This is a genomic window from Hazenella coriacea (assembly GCF_004341825.1).
In the GTDB taxonomy this organism is placed as follows: domain Bacteria; phylum Bacillota; class Bacilli; order Thermoactinomycetales; family Thermoactinomycetaceae; genus Hazenella; species Hazenella coriacea.
Genome location: NZ_SMAG01000007.1, coordinates 61,109 through 79,060 on the forward strand (window position 1 = coordinate 61,109; position 17,952 = coordinate 79,060).

Annotated in this window: 19 protein-coding genes and 1 other annotated feature; of the genes, 8 read left to right on the forward strand and 11 right to left on the reverse strand. The window is 39.8% G+C overall.

Going from position 1 to position 17,952, the window contains the following annotated elements:
• Nucleotides 1–75: 75 nt before the first annotated feature.
• Entirely contained in the window at nucleotides 76–750 is a 675-nt protein-coding gene (locus EDD58_RS11495) for a PIG-L deacetylase family protein (RefSeq protein WP_165875953.1), read from the forward strand.
• A gap of 128 nt (nucleotides 751–878) precedes the next feature.
• Here EDD58_RS11495 and EDD58_RS11500 read toward each other — a convergent pair whose 3' ends face one another.
• The 3 genes from EDD58_RS11500 to EDD58_RS11510 all read right to left on the reverse strand — a co-directional run bounded on the left by EDD58_RS11500 (nucleotide 879) and on the right by EDD58_RS11510 (nucleotide 2,797).
• On the reverse strand, nucleotides 879–1,472 hold the full coding sequence (locus EDD58_RS11500) for a genetic competence negative regulator (protein WP_131925733.1): 594 nt from the start codon (nucleotides 1,470–1,472) through the stop codon (nucleotides 879–881).
• Nucleotides 1,473–1,796: 324 nt separating this feature from the next.
• Nucleotides 1,797–2,183, reverse strand: coding sequence for a nucleoside triphosphate pyrophosphohydrolase family protein (locus tag EDD58_RS11505; protein ID WP_131925736.1), 387 nt, complete (start codon nucleotides 2,181–2,183; stop codon nucleotides 1,797–1,799).
• 74 nt (nucleotides 2,184–2,257) lie between these two features.
• Nucleotides 2,258–2,797: a CPBP family intramembrane glutamic endopeptidase gene (locus EDD58_RS11510; protein ID WP_131925738.1), complete on the reverse strand. Its 540-nt coding sequence runs from the start codon at nucleotides 2,795–2,797 to the stop codon at nucleotides 2,258–2,260.
• 134 nt (nucleotides 2,798–2,931) lie between these two features.
• Between EDD58_RS11510 and EDD58_RS11515 the strand changes: the two genes are divergently transcribed.
• The gene (locus EDD58_RS11515; protein WP_131925740.1) at nucleotides 2,932–3,141 is read left to right on the forward strand and encodes a ferredoxin; all 210 of its coding nucleotides are present in this window, start codon (nucleotides 2,932–2,934) and stop codon (nucleotides 3,139–3,141) included.
• 95 nt (nucleotides 3,142–3,236) lie between these two features.
• Here EDD58_RS11515 and EDD58_RS11520 read toward each other — a convergent pair whose 3' ends face one another.
• Genes EDD58_RS11520 through EDD58_RS11530 form a run of 3 tightly spaced genes read right to left on the reverse strand, consistent with a single transcriptional unit; the run spans nucleotide 3,237 to nucleotide 5,373 of the window.
• Nucleotides 3,237–3,683, reverse strand: a complete 447-nt coding sequence (locus EDD58_RS11520; protein WP_131925742.1) for an Hsp20/alpha crystallin family protein — start codon at nucleotides 3,681–3,683, stop codon at nucleotides 3,237–3,239.
• 57 nt (nucleotides 3,684–3,740) lie between these two features.
• Complete coding sequence (locus EDD58_RS11525; RefSeq protein ID WP_131925744.1) at nucleotides 3,741–5,102, reverse strand: FMN-binding glutamate synthase family protein; 1,362 nt, start codon at nucleotides 5,100–5,102, stop codon at nucleotides 3,741–3,743.
• Nucleotides 5,086–5,373, reverse strand: a complete 288-nt coding sequence (locus EDD58_RS11530) for a hypothetical protein (RefSeq protein WP_131925746.1) — start codon at nucleotides 5,371–5,373, stop codon at nucleotides 5,086–5,088. The genes EDD58_RS11525 and EDD58_RS11530 overlap by 17 nt, the downstream gene beginning before the upstream one ends.
• A 239-nt stretch (nucleotides 5,374–5,612) precedes the next feature.
• Here EDD58_RS11530 and EDD58_RS11535 point away from each other — a divergent pair, with 239 nt between their 5' ends.
• Together EDD58_RS11535 and EDD58_RS11545 are read left to right on the forward strand one after the other, a co-directional pair.
• Nucleotides 5,613–5,996 carry a hypothetical protein gene (locus EDD58_RS11535; protein WP_131925748.1) on the forward strand — a complete coding sequence of 128 codons (384 nt, stop codon included), beginning with the start codon at nucleotides 5,613–5,615 and terminating at the stop codon, nucleotides 5,994–5,996.
• A 303-nt stretch (nucleotides 5,997–6,299) separates the two neighbouring features.
• Nucleotides 6,300–6,479, forward strand: coding sequence for a DUF2935 domain-containing protein (locus EDD58_RS11545; protein ID WP_243648731.1), 180 nt, complete (start codon nucleotides 6,300–6,302; stop codon nucleotides 6,477–6,479).
• A gap of 62 nt (nucleotides 6,480–6,541) precedes the next feature.
• On the opposite strand, the gene EDD58_RS11550 is transcribed toward EDD58_RS11545, so the two are convergent.
• Complete coding sequence (locus EDD58_RS11550) at nucleotides 6,542–6,877, reverse strand: rhodanese-like domain-containing protein (RefSeq protein ID WP_131925751.1); 336 nt, start codon at nucleotides 6,875–6,877, stop codon at nucleotides 6,542–6,544.
• A 128-nt stretch (nucleotides 6,878–7,005) separates the two neighbouring features.
• Here EDD58_RS11550 and EDD58_RS11555 point away from each other — a divergent pair, with 128 nt between their 5' ends.
• Complete coding sequence (locus tag EDD58_RS11555) at nucleotides 7,006–7,500, forward strand: inorganic diphosphatase (RefSeq protein ID WP_131925753.1); 495 nt, start codon at nucleotides 7,006–7,008, stop codon at nucleotides 7,498–7,500.
• A gap of 75 nt (nucleotides 7,501–7,575) precedes the next feature.
• Here EDD58_RS11555 and EDD58_RS11560 read toward each other — a convergent pair whose 3' ends face one another.
• On the reverse strand, nucleotides 7,576–9,714 hold the full coding sequence (locus EDD58_RS11560; protein WP_165875954.1) for an ATP-dependent helicase: 2,139 nt from the start codon (nucleotides 9,712–9,714) through the stop codon (nucleotides 7,576–7,578).
• A 154-nt stretch (nucleotides 9,715–9,868) separates the two neighbouring features.
• Nucleotides 9,869–10,095, forward strand: a binding site (T-box leader).
• Between the two features lie 225 nt (nucleotides 10,096–10,320).
• On the opposite strand from EDD58_RS11560, the gene EDD58_RS11565 reads away from it, so the two are divergent.
• The 3 genes from EDD58_RS11565 (at nucleotide 10,321) to EDD58_RS11575 (ending at nucleotide 13,925) form a co-directional block, all read left to right on the forward strand.
• Nucleotides 10,321–11,475 carry a pyridoxal-phosphate-dependent aminotransferase family protein gene (locus tag EDD58_RS11565; RefSeq protein ID WP_131925895.1) on the forward strand — a complete coding sequence of 385 codons (1,155 nt, stop codon included), beginning with the start codon at nucleotides 10,321–10,323 and terminating at the stop codon, nucleotides 11,473–11,475.
• Nucleotides 11,468–13,048 carry a phosphoglycerate dehydrogenase gene (serA, locus tag EDD58_RS11570; protein ID WP_131925757.1) on the forward strand — a complete coding sequence of 527 codons (1,581 nt, stop codon included), beginning with the start codon at nucleotides 11,468–11,470 and terminating at the stop codon, nucleotides 13,046–13,048. The genes EDD58_RS11565 and serA overlap by 8 nt, the downstream gene beginning before the upstream one ends.
• A gap of 175 nt (nucleotides 13,049–13,223) precedes the next feature.
• A complete protein-coding gene (locus EDD58_RS11575) occupies nucleotides 13,224–13,925 on the forward strand; it encodes an SDR family oxidoreductase (protein WP_207903298.1) in 702 nt (233 codons plus the stop codon).
• A 263-nt stretch (nucleotides 13,926–14,188) separates the two neighbouring features.
• Here the strand turns inward: EDD58_RS11575 and EDD58_RS11580 are convergent, their stop codons facing one another.
• The 3 genes from EDD58_RS11580 to EDD58_RS11590 all read right to left on the reverse strand — a co-directional run bounded on the left by EDD58_RS11580 (nucleotide 14,189) and on the right by EDD58_RS11590 (nucleotide 17,796).
• Complete coding sequence (locus EDD58_RS11580) at nucleotides 14,189–15,103, reverse strand: EamA family transporter (RefSeq protein WP_165875955.1); 915 nt, start codon at nucleotides 15,101–15,103, stop codon at nucleotides 14,189–14,191.
• Nucleotides 15,104–15,301: 198 nt separating this feature from the next.
• The gene (locus EDD58_RS11585; protein WP_131925763.1) at nucleotides 15,302–17,083 is read right to left on the reverse strand and encodes an ATP-binding protein; all 1,782 of its coding nucleotides are present in this window, start codon (nucleotides 17,081–17,083) and stop codon (nucleotides 15,302–15,304) included.
• Nucleotides 17,080–17,796 carry a response regulator transcription factor gene (locus tag EDD58_RS11590; RefSeq protein WP_131925765.1) on the reverse strand — a complete coding sequence of 239 codons (717 nt, stop codon included), beginning with the start codon at nucleotides 17,794–17,796 and terminating at the stop codon, nucleotides 17,080–17,082. The genes EDD58_RS11585 and EDD58_RS11590 overlap by 4 nt, the downstream gene beginning before the upstream one ends.
• Nucleotides 17,797–17,952: the final 156 nt, after the last annotated feature.

Genomic DNA, 17,952 nt, shown 5'->3' on the forward strand with positions numbered 1-17,952 from the left:
AGACAAAGTTTTTCACAATCATTTTTCACGTGTATAATATACACAGATTCTATAGAAAGAAAGAAGGCCTTTTCTATGACTCAAAAGATTTTGTATGTGTTTGCCCACCCAGATGATGAGACTTTTACCTGCGGTGGAACCATTGCTCATAACACCACATTAGGCTTCCATCAGATCTTATACTGTGCAACTCAAGGCGATCGCGGTAAAACTGGGAATCCACCAGTCTGTACTCCTGAGGCGCTTGGAGAGACTCGAAAACATGAGTTGACCCGTGCTGCCCAGATCTTAGGGATCGATCAAATTATTTTACATGATTTTGGGGATGGTACCTTACATCAGCAACCCCTTGAACGCTTCGTTCAAGATCTTGTAAAGTATCTTGAGCTTGAGCAACCTGATATCATTATTACCTTCCCACCTTCTGGTATCTCAGGTCACATGGATCATCAAGTCATATCAAAAGCAACATTACAAGCAGTGGAACAAACAACGTTCCCAACCAAACTGTACTACATTGTCATTCCTGAATCAATCGCTCAAAACCTTTCCTATCAAATTCATGCAACTCCTGATGAATGGGTTTCGAAAGTGATAGATGTTACTCCGTATTTAGAAAAGATTGGTCGTGCATTACAAGAACATAAAACACAACATCTTTCAATCGAACGTGTCTTTCCAGGAGTCAAAGAAGGAAACTTCGAACAGATCCGTAATAAAGAGTATTTCCAATTAGTTATGCAGAGATAGGTATTTTTTATACATCATGATCCCGTAGTGTGTATGTTGACACTACGGATATTATACCCTAAATGAGATACTATTCACTTTGTCTTCAAACGCAAATGACGCCTTGAATATTATCAAGGCGCTTGTTATTATCCAAACGTTTCAACGATTTGACTAATTGCATTTTCAGACCAAATCGTTTTTCCATACTCTTGCAACAAGGTGTTAGTCGTTGTTGACACTTCCCCATACTCAGAGCAAATAGCAATCAGAGCTTCTAAACGATCTGAATTAAGATCCTCATCAAAAATGAGATAATAAGCTCCCTGATAAAAATATACCTGTCCACCTTGATCATGAATAGGATGTAGACGAATCGCGGCTTGTATTATATCTTCAATATCGATGAAACGAAAAATAATACTCTCCGTTTCTTCCATCGTAACTTCTAACTCATAAACATCTTCTGTACTTTCAAAATCATCATGCTCTGGCTTTGGAGTTCGACCTCGAGTAACTACAACTACCATTCCTTGCGCAGGTAAGGCAAAAACCTCGACCGCCACAGGTCCCGCTACTTCAAAGCCAAGTTCCTGATATGCATGTTCCATCATATCATTAAATAACTCATGCACTTTAGGGATATCTCTCCACATATCTTCTTTCTCAATCCCACGATCAATCAAATCATCCAGTGTTAAATGAAAGCGGATTTTATCTCCCCCTAGACGCTCGACACGCATGGTTTACCCTCCCTCGCTGGAGACCTCCCAATCATAATATATGTGATACAAAATAATTGCGTTACGCAGTCTGGTCTCCATTTATTCTTTCTACTTTAATGATACACGAAAGGTTTGTCAAATGCATTATTAATAGGCAAATGACGAGCAATGAAAACGCTTTCCTGATTATTTTATTTTACAAAATCCATTTTGTGCGAAAGGCCCGACTCCAAACTTGGAATCTACACGACTCATTTTTATAACTCGACTTGAGTAAAGAAAAGGGAGAGAGAAATAACGCCCCGACAGCATCAATTGTTGCTTAAAACACTCATATAAAGTTTATAAGTGAACAAATTGACTCATTTTCTTCTTCCAATGAAATATTTCTTTGATAATCACAACAGCGGAAATCCAAGAGACATGAAACGTAAATTTCCACCATAATAACAACCATGTACAAGAAAAGGGAATGATCCAAATCAACCATTTCCACTCTTTTCGCATAAAAAATCTTCGTTCCTTGAACCGATAATAAAGTTTAAATATCCATTTTGCACACATTCCTATGGAGATCGCCATCGATAATATGGCTAATAAGTAACGAAAATCAATTAAAGTCCATAAGATCTCAGGAAATTGTGAGAAATTAATCGTTGGAAATGCAAATACGGATATGATAGTCCAAGTAATCGCAAAAATAAGCCCCCACCAGACAGACCCCTTCACAATACCGCCTCCTCACCCTATATATATGGTGAGTAAGGTACAAATAGATTTCAAACTATGGATCAGTAAATGAGTCAATCCTCTCTTACATAGCGGATGTAACACCCCATGATAAAGTCAACCAATGTGTGGGCTACCATCACAGAAATTAAACTCCCTGTCCACACATATAAATATCCAAAGCCTACACTGATCAATCCCACAACCAGTACCATAACCCATTTGCGAAGATAACGTGTATGTATGACTACAAATAAGAGGCTCGTCCCCCAAATCCCCAACCATTCTTGAATGGCCCCTCGGAATAAAAGCTCTTCCACCACACCAGCTGTAAGTGCAATCATAAAAATCTGTATTACATTTTGATTCGCAAACAATAACTCATTGATTCCTCCATCATCCAACATTTCCTTAGGTAACCAACGAGTTAAAAGAAGATCAACACATACAATAATGAAGCCAGCACCCACTCCTAAAACCCAGTTTATAGGATGATCCCATCCCAATAACCCAACGCTTAATCTCCCTTGAAACCACAAAATCCCGATCGTGATTACCAATAGAAAAAGCTGGGTACCATAAAAACTAAGTAAGAGTTGTCTTTGTATATTCATACAGAGACCTCCTTAAAGTAAAGATCAATGAAGAGCTGGTTTGCTTCTTGCAATTCGACACATTTCGTTCTAAAATGAGGGGTGGAAGTGGACTTAGCTCTCTAGGGATTATACATGGGAGGAGAATTTAACTAATGCGCACTTGGGTAGATAAAGACACCTGTATCGCATGTGGTGCATGCGGAGCGACTGCTCCTGACGTTTATGACTATGACGAAGATGGAATCGCCTACGTAATCCTTGATGATAACACAGGTACCGCAGATGTACCAGCAGATCTTCATGATGACGTTCGTGACGCTCAAGAAGGGTGCCCAACTGATTCCATTAAAGTGGAAGATTAATCGTTCTGTCAACAGACGTCAAAAACTGTTCAGGATCTCCCTCCTGAACAGTTTTTTAGTTTACTGTAATCATTTTAAACGACTTTCTTTGGTGATTAATGTCCTTTTCTACTAATTTGTATTTTCTTCGCTTTACTTGTACCACTTTTAGGGACGTGTACTTTTAGAACCCCATGCTCAAACTCTGCTGAGATTTTTTCAACATCTGCTTCCTCTGGTAAAGTAAAAGAACGTTGAAAAGATCCATATTTACTCTCGACCATATGGTAACGATCGCTCTCCTTCTCCTCCTCTGTTTTACGCTCACCACGAATAATCAAAGTATTACCATGTACTTCTAGATCTACTTGTTGTTCATTTAAACCTGGTAATTCAGCCGTAATCGTATATTGATGACTGTTTTCTTTCACGTTAACTGCAGGCATAAAAGTACTTCTTGATGTTGCAAAAGGTTCGTCTAATAACCGACGCATCATCTGATTAAACTCATCTTGTACACGAACTAAATTGTTGTGATGTTCCTTGTGATTCCCTTCAAACATTTAAAAATCTCCCCATTTCTTTATTAAACTTAACTTTTCAAGAAAGAATATCATCACTTACCATTGAAAAAATGATTCTTGTTGATCAGGAGAAACTCCCGCATAGGAAATACCCGTTGCTTTACATAGGAAAGGATCTATACTACAAAGATCTGATAAACTTAAATCGGATAATGAGGTTTTTCCTAAAGAGATCGTCGTTAACTCCATCTCACGGACCGTTCCGTTAAGATAACGCACCAGATTCATCACAGATCGGTCAATATCTAGTTGATCCGTAATTTTTCCTGTATACACGACCAAGCTAGTTGGTGGTTCAAAAGGAACTGTTTTGGTGATTTGATCACCTACAAGCGCCATGACAGCTGCTGTTCCAATATAGACAGCATCAGCACCTAACGCTATTGCTTTCAACATATGTCCTGGAGTGACAAGCCCTCCTGTTGCAATCAAACTAACCTTTTCAAGCGCTTGATGACGAGTGATAAAGTCATGGGCTCGAGTAACCGCAAACAGAGTGGGTAAACCTAAATCATCTTGCAAAGTCGGTGCTCCTCCGTGTGTTCCACCCTCTGCACCATCCAGAGTGATAAAGTCAACTCCAGCTTCAAGGGCGATCGCTAATTCTTTCTCCAAGTGGTGGGTAGCTGCAATCTTTAATCCAACAGGAACACCCGTCTCATTTTGTAAGCGTCTCACCAGTTGAATAAATTCTTCTTTGGTATTAACGCCAGGTAAACGGGATCGAATTTGAGCATCTTCGCCTTCCTTAAGACCAATTACCTCTCGATATTCTTTCCCGATATTTTTAGCACTTGTCTTTTGAGGAGCTGAACCTTGAGCACCTTGTCCCAGTTGAATCTCAATCGCATCTAATTGTTTATATCGGTCTGGTGTGTTCATCCATCCGCCACGATTAAACTGACCGATAAACAATTGGGCAGCCTCCCGTTCCTCTCTAAGTAACCCTGTTTCTCCCGAATTCGTAGCCGTTCCCACTTTAGTTGCTGCTTTTGCTAAAGCAATCTTTGTATTTTTACTCAGAGCCCCACCAAAAGACATTCCCGCAATCATAATTGGGATAGAAATCGTTAATGGCTTTTTAGCTTTGGGTCCAATCGTGACAGAAGTATCAATCGCCACATTTTCTTGAGTAGGGAATCGATCAAGATGAACTGGATTAAATAAGAGATGCTCCCATGGTGAAAAATGAATATGACTGCCTAACGGACGAGATATAGGAGTTCCTTGCTGAGATCTCATGATAATTTCCATCAAATAGATAGGATTCACTTTTTTTGCAACAGGAATCAATTCAAAGAGATTTTCAGTATATGGGTCTTTAGTAAAGCGATTAATTGTTTCATCAACCACTTCATTGACGATCGAACGTGTAAAGTTCTTAATGATCTTGAACACAGTTGGAGACTCCTTCTAAATCCTGATCAATCGCCTGATGAATGCCTTCTAGCTTTTGTGAAATAGATAAACAAAGCTGTTTCATTGTCCCCAATTGACGTGAGCCACTTTGTTCCTCCACAGCTATGTCCACTAATTCACTATGATCAAAACGAGTTAGGAGATTATAATGTTCTCTCTCAATAGTCGACAGAGTTCCTGCCATCGTTTCAATCTGATTTAATTCTGATTGAATCGTAGAAATCGTATGTTTAAGATCTTTAATTTCCATATCATACCCTACCTTTTGTCATTTTCGATAGTGAGCTCAACTTGAACAAAAATAATTCAAATCCCATACTGTATGAACTGAGTTAGATCTGAACAAGTCTTTATTCGTATTATGTGCACGATACAAAAAAATATCGGTCTTACATAAAAAATAAAAATGAGAACCATATGACAAACTAAGGTTGTTGTTCAGGTAAATTATGCATTCTAAATAAATAGAGAAAGTGAGGGATACTTCAGTTGAAAGAGAAAAACATTTTTAGCTATTTTCACACCATGGAAGAAGCACAAAAAGCAGCTAATGAATTGAAAAAAAGGGGATTTAAAACTGTCGAGGTGGACCGAGTAGCCCCCCCATTAGGAGGAAACCCTTTGGATGGAGACCCTGAAATCAATGGTCTCTTATTTCATGAAGCCAACTCGCTAACCACCACAACGATGGGGACACCCGATGACTTTTCACGAAATCAAACTATTCTAGCAGCAAGTCACCCAGATGCAAGTGGCTATACAGGAGGTAATGGACTTGAACATCCTGAAGATGTCTCTGTCATTGTCATCTGTAGTGAAGAGAAATTCGAAGAAGCAACTCAACTATTAAAGCAACATGGAGCAAGATTGTAACAAGTGAATCAGAAGGGTGGAATCCAATCATATGGATCCATCCTTCTTTTTAGAAACCATTCATGAATAAAGTAGTCAATGAATACTCTTCTTAAAAGATCCGTTCATCATTTTTAAAAAGGAGTGAAATCAATATGGATAAAAAAATAAATTGTATTTCATTTGAACAAAAGTTTTGGCTCCCTATCTTACGAGACCACTGTCAGTTCATTTTAGATTCTTTATCCCCAAGAGAATCTAAGGAAATTAAAATTACAAGATTTTCCTGCATTATCGCATTTTAATCGAGAAGTTGAATGGGGAATTATCCTATTTCAAGGTTTCTTAAATGAATTAGAAGAGCTTAGTCTAAGTAAAGAAGCTATTAGCGCTCTTGATCCCTTACTACCTGATCACATGTTTCGTGAAGAATGCTACTATTTACATAAATCGGCCCAAGGATCAAAAATTCACCCACCCTCTTGCCAACCCTTTCCCAAATGATTGTTCCCAACACCTAGTAACTTTTTTAATGTATGGGACCCCCAAAATTCTTCTTTTAGATTTTACCAATCCTTATCATCTAAATATAAAGCGACTTCTGCAATTCCTCCATCCACATTAACCACATGCTTCAAACCATGCTGTAACAAAAAATTAGCTGCGTGAACACTCCGAACTCCATGAGCACATATGAGATAGATCGTTTGATTGGCATCCAACTCTTGAAGACGCTCTGGAATCGTTACTAGTGGAATCCATTGACTTCGTGTTAAATGAATCATTTCCCATTCATGAGATTCACGTACATCAACAATAATAGAGTTTTCCTCCAATTTGTTCACCTTATATTTCTCAGCAAACTCCTTAGCCGAAATGTGAAAATCATCCTGTTTTTTCATAACAAATACTCCTTTTCTTACTTTTTATTTGCGTCTTTAACCAAAACTGACTACAATAATTGAGAGGTGAAAATTATTCCACTTCGCAATCCATTCTTTGATACATAGAAAGGCAAGGAGGACCACCCATGACCAAAGAACTCGTTGTCGATGCGTTTATTGAAATCCCAACTGGAAGTCAAAATAAGTATGAGTACGACGAAAAACAAGGTGTTTACCGTCTTGACCGTGTTCTCTACTCACCCATGCACTATCCCACAGAGTATGGGTATTTAGATGGTACGCTAGCTGAAGATGGGGACCCATTGGATATTCTTGTACTAACGACATTCCCAACCTTTCCTGGTTGTGTCATCTCTAGTCGTGTGATTGGTGTACTGATCATGTCTGATGACAAAGGGCAAGACGAAAAAGTATTAGCTGTTCCAGTTGATGACCCTCGTTGGAATGGCGTTCATTCATTAGATGATGTAGCCCCACATATTTTAAGCGAGATTGAGCATTTCTTCAAAGTTTACAAAGACCTTGAAAACAAACAAACGGTCATCGAAGGCTGGAAAGATGCTGAGTTTGCTGGACAACTATATGAAGATTGTCTCAAACGTTATCAAGAAAATAAATAAAAGAAAACCCTGTTCAATATTGGACAGGGTTTTCTAAACACTGTGGGTGGTTAAAACTTGATTACTAAGACAAATTTAATCAGTCAACGCAATCAATTTTAACTGACGAGATAGTTCATAATGTAAGGTGATGGTTTGATCAGTGAAGCGAACCAATATCTTTCTCCCTGGAGCAACCCCTTCTAATGGAGTTACCTTGACAACCACTCCATCACCAAACCGTACATGATTCATTCCCATCCCAGGTCGAACCACTTCATCAACAAATCTCAATTGAGGTTGTCCTTGGGTTTTTGATTGCTTAGACAGACGAGAAAGGGAAGATACTTGCTGAATCGATGGGAAGTCAACCTTTTTTTCAAAACCGATCTCTTTTAAAAAAGGGGAAGCCCCTAATCGTTTTCCCTGTCTTGTTTTACTTACTGATAAATATAACTCCGTTTTGGCACGCGTAATCCCCACATATAACAATCGTCTTTCCTCTTCCCAAGCTACTTGTTTTCGATTCTCTGGTACCTGTAAACTACGTCGATGAGGTAAAACCATCGCGTGTAAACCAATTAAAAAGACTCGATCAAACTCCAAACCTTTCGCTTTATGAAAAGTCATTAGATGGACTTGTGATGTACGAGGAGACTGTCGTAACTGTTGATTTACTTTTTCTGCATGACTCAACCACGCTTGTCCATCTGTCCACTGTTTAGCTGCCACTGTTAATTCTTCGACAGGTTCTAACAAGACTCCCAAATCGTTGCCTGTGTCCTTTGCAAAGGTTTCTACATAACGATCATAACCGATCTGCTCTCGAATATATTGAATCGCATCAACTGGAGACATCATTTTCATCGCAAAAATGTGTTGTTTCAGCTTGTCCAGATATCGAGATTGGTAACGTTCCAAACCTGGTAAATCAGGAAGTACCTCTAATATGGATTGATTCCTTTTTCGCGCCAAACTCCAACATGAGTCGATCCATTCTTCGCCAAATAGATATCTTTTTGGTTTATTTATAATCCGTACCAGTGCATCTAAATCATTCGATTGATGAACAAGTTTGAGGTAAGAAAAAATATCTTGTACTTGCCAACGACGGTAAAAGGAACTGTCACTAGCAGATGCAGTGAATGAAATGTCATTTCTTACAAGAGCATCAATCATCGCCCTCGCTTGGGTAGATGTTCGATAAAGAATAGCTGTTTGCATCTGATCTCCTAATTGCTTCACAATTTGTTCTGCTTCTTCTTCTTCATCTTCAGGCTCCATCCAAATGAGAGCAGGTCCTTGTGCTCCTGTACCCGCACGAGGTTTTGATTGGCGATGATGGTTTTGTTTAATTAATTGGTCACCAACTTGGATGATCGTGTCTGTCGATCGATAATTGACTGATAAAACAATTCTTTGTAAAGAAGGAAAATCTTTATGTAGTTGCAACATAAATGAAGGATCACTGCCCCGAAAACCATAAATCGATTGATCATCATCGCCCACAACAAATAAACGTTGCCGTTGTTTAGATAATTGGAGGAGTATTTCATATTGAACACGATTAATATCTTGGAATTCATCCACTAGAATCGCTTGAAAACGATTTTGCCAATAACTGAGCCAATCGAGATTCAGACAGCAACCATAAGTGGCAAGTAAGATATCGTCAAAATCCCAGACGCCTACTTCTTCTTTTTTGGTTTCATAAGCTTGATACAAATCGCGAAACAAAATATTTTTCTTCTTTTTAACATTCATTCTCGTAGGGGTAATCAGATTCCCCTTACATAATCCCATTTGATTGAGAGCACTACTCACCGCCTCATCATCCGCAGGCTGCTCTTGTTCAATCAAAAGTTGTCTCACCCATTCATTTTGTTCTTTTGCTTGGATTAATGGTGGGATTCGCTCTCCACTTTCACGTAACATAGTTAGAAAAATAGAATGAAACGTACCAATCATAAGTTTAGATCTAGATTCTGGCATAATCGTCATCAAACGATTCTTCATCTCTTGTGCTGCTGCTCGAGTAAAAGTAACTACCATAATTTGATTTGCTGGTATTCCCTGATGTAATAAATATAAGACACGACGAGTTAATACGGTTGTCTTACCACTACCCGGTCCTGCAAAAACGACAACAGGAGAATCTCCAGCAGTTACTGCTTTTCGTTGTTCTTTATTTAGATCTGTCAATAACAAATCAATAGCTTCACTTTGAACAAGCATATACTTCCTCCTTTCTATCGTTAGATGTTCGTTATTAGCTTGAAATATATCAACCATTACCCCTAAAAGGCAAATATAAAAGGAGTAATTCCGAAAGTTAAAAGGGTTGACAAGTGATTTCTTTCGTGTTAAAGTTAAAAACAAATTTCAGATTCAATAAACAATGATGGAACCAAGCATCTAATATCAAACTAACAGAGAGTCGATGGTCGCTGTGAATCGGCAGTTTGTCAGATGTGGAGCACTCCAGAGTGGCTAGCTGAATAGTCAATAGGCTAGCACGGAAGAACCGTTATCCAAAGTCCCTTAGATGGGCATTAAGGTTGTTGGTGTAAACCAGCAGCAAATGAGGGTGGTACCACGAAACCTCTCGTCCCTCACATCCCCTAGTGGTGGTGTGTGGATGAGAGGTTTTTTCTTTTATAAATCTAACATGACATCAAGCTTCCACTCATCACTATTGAACTTATTCCTGTAACAATTATACGCAATAAATCTTTGGTTTCCAAAGTGATGAGTTTTTAGTCCTTTTGAAGTTGGTGTATGTACAATTAGCATCCAAAAATGAGTCTTTATTCACTCTTATTAGGAGGTCGTGACATGTCAATCTTTGCTGAAAAGTTTCATTTACGAATTCCTGGCCCCACCCCGATTCCACCTCGGGTTCAACAAGCGATGGCTCATCCGATGATTGGGCATCGAAGTGGACAAGCATCCCAATTGATTCAAGAGTGTATTCAACATCTACAACCTGTGTTTGGTACGAAGCAATCTCCCTTACTGATCAGTGGTAGTGGTACTTCTGCACTGGAAGCAGCCGTCATCAACTCTGTATCTGTAGATGAGGAAGCCATCGTAGTAGTTACTGGAGCATTTGGTGACCGTTTTGCTAAAATTCTACAACGCTATGGAATCACCTGTCATCGACTAGAGATTCCCTGGGGAAAAGCATGTGATCCAGATACACTTGCCACTTTCGTACAAAAGCACCCCCAATCACGAGCCGTCTTTATGACTTATTGCGAAACTTCCACAGGTGTACTCAACCCTATCGCAGAATTAGCCAAAGTGATTCACCAGCACTCAGATGCACTTACCATCGTTGATGCCGTAAGCTGTCTTGGGGCTGTTCCAACGAAAATGGATGAGTGGGGAATTGATCTCATTGTATCAGGCTCCCAAAAGGCAATGATGCTCCCACCTGGACTTGCTTTTGTAGCATGTAGTGAACGGGCATGGTCTGTCATTGAAAAAAATAATAACCCTCGCTTTTATCTAGATTTACCTGCTTATAAAAAGAATATGGAAAAAGACACAACTCCCTATACCCCAGCAGTTTCTCTGTTATTTGGTTTACGAGAATCACTTCACATGCTCGAAGAAGAAGGCTTAGACCACGTCTATCATCGTCACGAGCAACTGAAGCAAATGACACGAGCTGGGATCGAAGCACTAGGTTTAGAATTAATGACCTCTGACGTAGATGCTTCCCCTACTGTTACTTCGATCTGGGGTGGAAAAGGAAAATGGGATTCTGAAGAATTACGTAAACAACTACGTCAGTTACAAGTCATCGTGGCAGGTGGTCAACAACATTTAAAAGGACAAATTTTTCGCATTGGTCACATGGGATATTGTGATCCCTTAGATATATTAACAGTTTTTAATACATTAGAGCTTTCACTTGCTAAAATAGGGGTCTCCATTCCTTTAGGTCAAGGAGTTAAAGCTGCACAGGAGGTTATGTTGCGCCATGTATAAAATTTTAATCACAGATCCACTTAGTGATCAGGGAATTGAAAAGTTACTACAAGCCACAGATGTCAACGTTGTACGTAAAACAAATTTATCTCTTGATGAACTTTTGTTAGAAATCGAGACTGCAGATGCCCTTTTGGTAAGAAGTCAAACCAAAGTAACTGTAGAAGTAATCGAAAAGGCACATCAACTAAAAGTGATTGCTCGAGCTGGAGTAGGTGTCGACAACATCGATATTCCGGCAGCTACCAAAAAAGGAATTATTGTCGTGAATGCACCTGATGGCAATACCATATCAACCGCTGAACATACTTTTGCAATGTTGATCTCCTTATCACGTAATATTCCACAAGCTTACCGCTCTCTCACCCAAGGTGAATGGAAACGTAAAGATTTTGTGGGGGTAGAACTGAATAAAAAAACCTTAAGCATTATCGGTCTAGGACGGATTGGAGCTGAGTTGGCGAAGCGAGCTAAAGCATTCCGCATGCAAGTAGTTGCTTTCGATCCATACTTAACAGACGAACGAGCAGAAAAGTTAGGGGTCAAAAAAGCCTCTCTTGAAGAAGCCATCTCTGTGGGTGATTACATTACTGTTCACACTCCACTCACCAAAGAGACCAAACATCTGATCAATGATAAAGCATTTGGTCTGATGAAAGATGGCGTTCGCATTCTAAACTGTGCTCGTGGTGGAATTATTGATGAACAAGCCCTTTATGATGCCATTCGAGCAGGGAAAGTGGCAGGAGCCGCTCTCGATGTGTTCGAAAACGAACCACCTAAGGATCATCCACTTTTACAGCTACCTCAAGTGATTGCCACTCCTCACTTAGGAGCATCTACCATCGAAGCTCAAGAAAATGTTGCGATCGATGTATCTGAAGAAGTTTTGCATATTCTACGTGGACAACCATTTAAAAATGCTGTCAACTTACCATCAATCCCAGCAGAGCTGCAACAAAAGCTACAGCCATATCAAGAACTTTCAGAGCAACTAGGTCGATTCGTTGGACAAACTGTTCAAGGAGCCATTGAAAAAATCACTGTAACCTACGCAGGAGATGTATCTGAAATTGATGTTTCTCCTCTTACTCGAACCATTCTAAAAGGAGTGCTATCCCATCACCTTGCTGATGTAAACTATGTGAATGCACCTCATCTCGCTAAAAAACGTGAAGTGCAGATCTTGGAGCAGAAAGCTTCCAACAGCCATGGATTTACTCAATTGATTAAAGTGGAGGTACAAACTCAAAGTGAGTTACGTAGTGCTACTGGGACATTACTAAATGGTCTAGGAGCTCGGATTACCAAAGTAGATGACTATACGGTGGATGTTACTCCAAAGGGACATATGCTATTCATCCGACATTTCGACCAACCTGGAGCCATCGGTAGAGTAGGTACAATCTTAGGAAATCATGATGTGAATATTGCTACCATGCAGGTAGGACGGCAAAACATTGGTGGACAAGCGATCATGGTTCTATGTATTGACAAACCTGTGACCCAAACAGTACTTACTACGTTAACACAAATGTCCGAAATTCAATCTGTGATCGAAATCGATTTATAACTAAATATAAGCCATTTGAGTCACATAAGGATTCAAATCCCGTTAAGTCGTTGTTTCCAATTGATTAAGTAATTTTACTCAATTCGAGTTTATAATATAGAAAATATGAGAAGATGGAACAAGCAGGAGAAAGACTTCTGCTTGTTTTTTTATTAAACCCAAGGAGGGAATTCTTTTGTCTTCATTAAAAGGAAAAGTTGCGATTGTAACAGGTGCTAGCAAAGGGTTAGGTGTAGCGATTACTCGCCGCTTGGTACATGAAGGAGCTACTGTCATCGCAAGTGCTCGCAGACTCAATTTATTAGAAGCTCTCGCCCAAGAAAAACCTGACCAAATTATCCCCCAAGCATGTGATGTTACACAACGTCAACAAGTTCAACAACTAATTGACCAGGTGATTCAGCGCTGGGGACGACTCGACCTGCTCATCAATAATGCAGGACTCGGTCATTTTGCCCCTGTAGATGAATTAACCGAAGAGCAATGGGATCAAATGATGGATGTGAATTTAAAAGGAGCATTTCTTACATGTAAATATGCCATTCCGCACTTAAAACAAACGGAAGGACACATTGTAAATATTTCAAGTGTAGCGGGGACAGAAAGCTTCGCCCGTGGCGGTGGCTATTGTGCTTCTAAATTCGGATTAATGGCTCTTTCGGATGCTTTAACCTTGGAGTTGAAGCCTTACCATGTGAAGGTTTCTACCATCTGTCCTGGGTCTATCAAAACAGAATTTGGACGCTACAAAGATTATGCTCTAGATCCCGAACAAGTGGCTGATGCGGTGGGGATGGTTGTCTCTGCTCCTAAAGGGGTGATACTTAATCAAATTACGATGCGCCCTCTTGTTCCTATGAAGGGTGAGAGTCAATGATACAGACCAATGAGCTACTGACTTTCAGTCAGTAGCTCATTGGTGAGTGAAAATCGAACCCTGGTTTAGACATGCCTAATCGGGAAGAGTGGTTTTCGAATTACTCTCCGATCAACCTCGAAGAATCGCTCGTTGGAAAACGCTCCTGTAGATAGAGTTGTTTCGATTGACTTTTATTTCGTTTTTCGAAATATTATTTTGTCGAAACCCTCTTTCCCCTTTCTCACAGGTTACTTGAATCGATGAACTAATTTACAAACTACTCATTTAGCAATACTATTCTCTTTGGATAAAGTTGTTGACTTGGGATGTATTTTTTTCTCCGCTAAAATAATGCCAAATAAGATGAGCAGAATCCCCCCCCATTGTAACAATGTTGTTTGCTCCGATAGTAGAAGAGCAGACATAAGAATCACAGCTGGTAGTTCGATGGAGCCTAAAATAGAAGCTAAACCAATACCAACAGTTGGAATCGCCTTGGTAAAGAGCGCTGTAGGAATAACCACACTGAATAATGCGATTACACTAGTCCAAAGCCAAAGTCCTTCTTGAATCGATCCATTGATAAAGAATCGGGGTGGAAAGATAACAAAGACAAAGAGACAAGAACCTGTCATCATCAATGCACTACGAACTAAAGGAGATATTTCAAGTGCAACCGTTCCGCTTGTATAGAGAAAACCAGTATAGGTGATCGCTGCCAAAAAGCCAAATAAAATACCAATCCAACTAAGTTGTGAAAGGTCATAGGAGATCGTTCCCGCAGCAAAACAAGTTCCTAAAATAATCACCAACATTGATATCAAGCGATTTCGACTTGGTTTTTCCTTTTTGGAAATGCTTTCCCAAATGGTCCCTAGCCAAGTAAATTGAAATAATAAAATCACAGCTAATGAGGCTGGCAATTTCTGCAAAGATATATTATAAAAAATAGAGGTTAGTCCGGAAAAAGTTCCACTCAGTAATAATTTCCACAATAAATGTGAAGAAATTGCACCTTGTTTTCGCCATGCCGGTATACTTAATAACCAAAGCCCCACAGCTCCTAAGAAAACAAAACTACCAATCACATCTTCTGGAGTAAACCCATAAGAATATGCGATTTTAACAATGGAAGCAGGTAAACCATACGAAGCTGCTCCGATGATAACCAAGAAAATGGCGGTTGTTTTTTTCATGGTGTCCATACCTTCTTTCTAAATCCCAAGTCATAGTCTAACGAGAAGCAATTCTTTTGCCAAATACATTTATTAAAGAGCTAATACTTTAATCAATTAAAATATAATACTTCCAGCCCATGTTCAAACACAAAACAACACCACATTCCTCATCAATGATTAGAAATGTGGTGCGTCATTTATAAGTCTTGTAGATGTTTAATCTACACGTAATGGCAATTGGATGATAAACACAGTCCCCTTACCCAACTGGCTTCTCACTTTGGCTTCTCCGCCATGAGCATGTACAAGATGGTTCACGATCGATAAACCTAATCCAGTACCGCCTGATTGACCACGAGTCCGTGCTTTGTCCGCCTTGTAAAAACGTTCAAAAACAAAGGGGAGATCCTCTTCAGGAATGCCTGAACCGGTATCTTCCACCTCTAAATAAACTTTATTGGACTTCTGATAAGCGCGTACACAGACTGAACCACCTTCTGGAGTATGGCGAATGGCATTGTCAATCAAGTTCGTCAGTACTTGCTCGATCTTATCTTCATCCCATTTCACAATTGGAAAATCTTCTTCAAATTCTGCTGAGATTTGAACATTCTCTTCCCTTGCTAGCGTTTGAAACTTTCGAGCCATCCGTTGCAGAATCTCTGGAATCGAAACCGCCGAAGGTTCTACTTGAATGTGCCCTGCCTCCATACGAGCAAGATCCAATAATTCACGAACCAGTCTCCCCATTCGTTGTGACTCTTCATTAATGACTGAGGCAATCTCTCGGCGTTCTTCAGGAGTATCAGCAATATCATCTAATAAAGCTTCACTATATCCCTGTAACATCGATAAAGGAGTACGAAGCTCATGAGATACATTGGCGACAAAGTCTTTTCTCATTTTATCTAAACGGCGATCTTCTGAAACATCTCGCAATACAGCGACGGCACCACGCAATTGATCTCTTGCATATAAAGGAGTCATAACTAGTGCCCAAGTTTTACCTTGACCCGTAATATCCCCCATAAACTCTCGATCTTCTTGAATGACTCGTTGGAAAAATTCCTGTAAAGGAGGCGGTATTTTTCCTTGTTCAGTCATATCCCAGGCAGATAAAAATTTATCGGCAGGGGGATTTGTTAAGATCACTTTTCCAAATTTGTTTAACGTAAGAACTCCATCCGTCATACTACGTAATATGCTGGAAAGTTGATCTTTCTCTTGGGAGAGTTGGTGAATCGAATCTTCTAATTGACCAGCCATTCGATTAAAAGTCATCGCTAGATCGCCAATCTCATCCCGTTCATGTGTTCGAACGGGAACACGAGTAGAAAATTCACCACGTGACATCTTTTCTGCCGCCCGCTTCATTTGAATCAAAGGTTGGGTTATCCGTGTAGACAAGAAAAAGGCAAATACAGTTGTTAAAGCAATGCCAATCAAAGCAGAGTAAAAGATCCAGCGCTTCATTTGAATTTCGCTTAATTGATCATGAGTTTGGTAAAGAACGATCGCAGCTTCCACTTTATTATTTTGCTCATAAGGAATCGCCACAAGCAAAATATCATTTTTAAATTGTGGAAACCATTGATCTTGTTGGTTATTTAAATGAACTCTTCCTTGCTTAGCAACTTGCTTTCCTTGAAACACCTGCTCTAAATCATTCTTACTCAGGACTTCTGTCCAATCTACTTGTGGAGAACTCTTCGATACATCATGATCACTCTCTCGCCCATCGGGCCCTAGTACAACCATGTAAGTGCGAAATAACTCTGAAATCGTCACCACATCTTTTAGATATTTCCCATGAGCAGTTCCTGCAGTCTTGGCTTGAACTTGAATATGGCTAGCAAGGTTTTTTAGCATTTTCTGCTGATCCTGAACATAGGTTTTATCTACTTGCTCACTTAAAAATAGAGTGAGGAACACTAGAACAAGCGAAACAAGAATGATGATCGTCAACCAGAGTTTTCCAACCACACTTCGCAGAATCACTCTTTAGGTACCTCTAATTTATATCCGACTCCCCAAACGGTCGTGATCATTAAAGCCGCTTTTGAAGAAGCACGGTTTAGTTTTTCGCGCAAGCGTTTCACATGAGTATCTACGGTTCGTAAATCTCCAAAAAACTCATAATTCCATACATCACGCAATAATGTTTCCCTTGTAAACACCTTATCTGGAGACTTGGCCAGATAATGGAGTAACTCATACTCTTTAGGGGTTAATGGAATATTTTTACCGCCTGCTTTTACTTCATGTGCATCATGATCGATCGTCAAGTCTGGAAAGACAATCACATTATGCGTTTCAGTGTCTGTGGTTAAAAACGCTGTTGCAGACGCCCGACGCAATACCGCTTTCACTCGGTGAACCAATTCACGAGGGCTGAAAGGCTTGACCACATAATCATCCGTCCCAGCTTCAAACCCTTCTACTCGATTCGCTTCTTCACCACGTGCTGTCAACATAATGATGGGAGTTGCTTTTTTCTTGCGAATCTCTTCACAAACATCTAAACCATCCATTCCAGGCAACATCAGATCCAGTAAAATCAGATCATAATCAGTTTCAAAGGCTTTTTCCAAGGCCTGCTCTCCATCTTCAGCTTCATCGATGAGATAACCTTCTCTTTCTAAATACATCCTTAACAGCCGACGAATGCGATCCTCATCATCCACGACTAAAATGGTATGCTGTTTTTCCATGGTTCTCACCTCTAGGAGTAATCTAAAATCCCTCTTCACTATCAATTTACTGGGAAACCCTTTTCCCGAATCACTTCTTGAGAAAAGGGTTTCCCCAGCTCATCTAATTCATAGAGAGCTCTATATTGTTTCAAGCATCTTGCATTAGTTCATCCG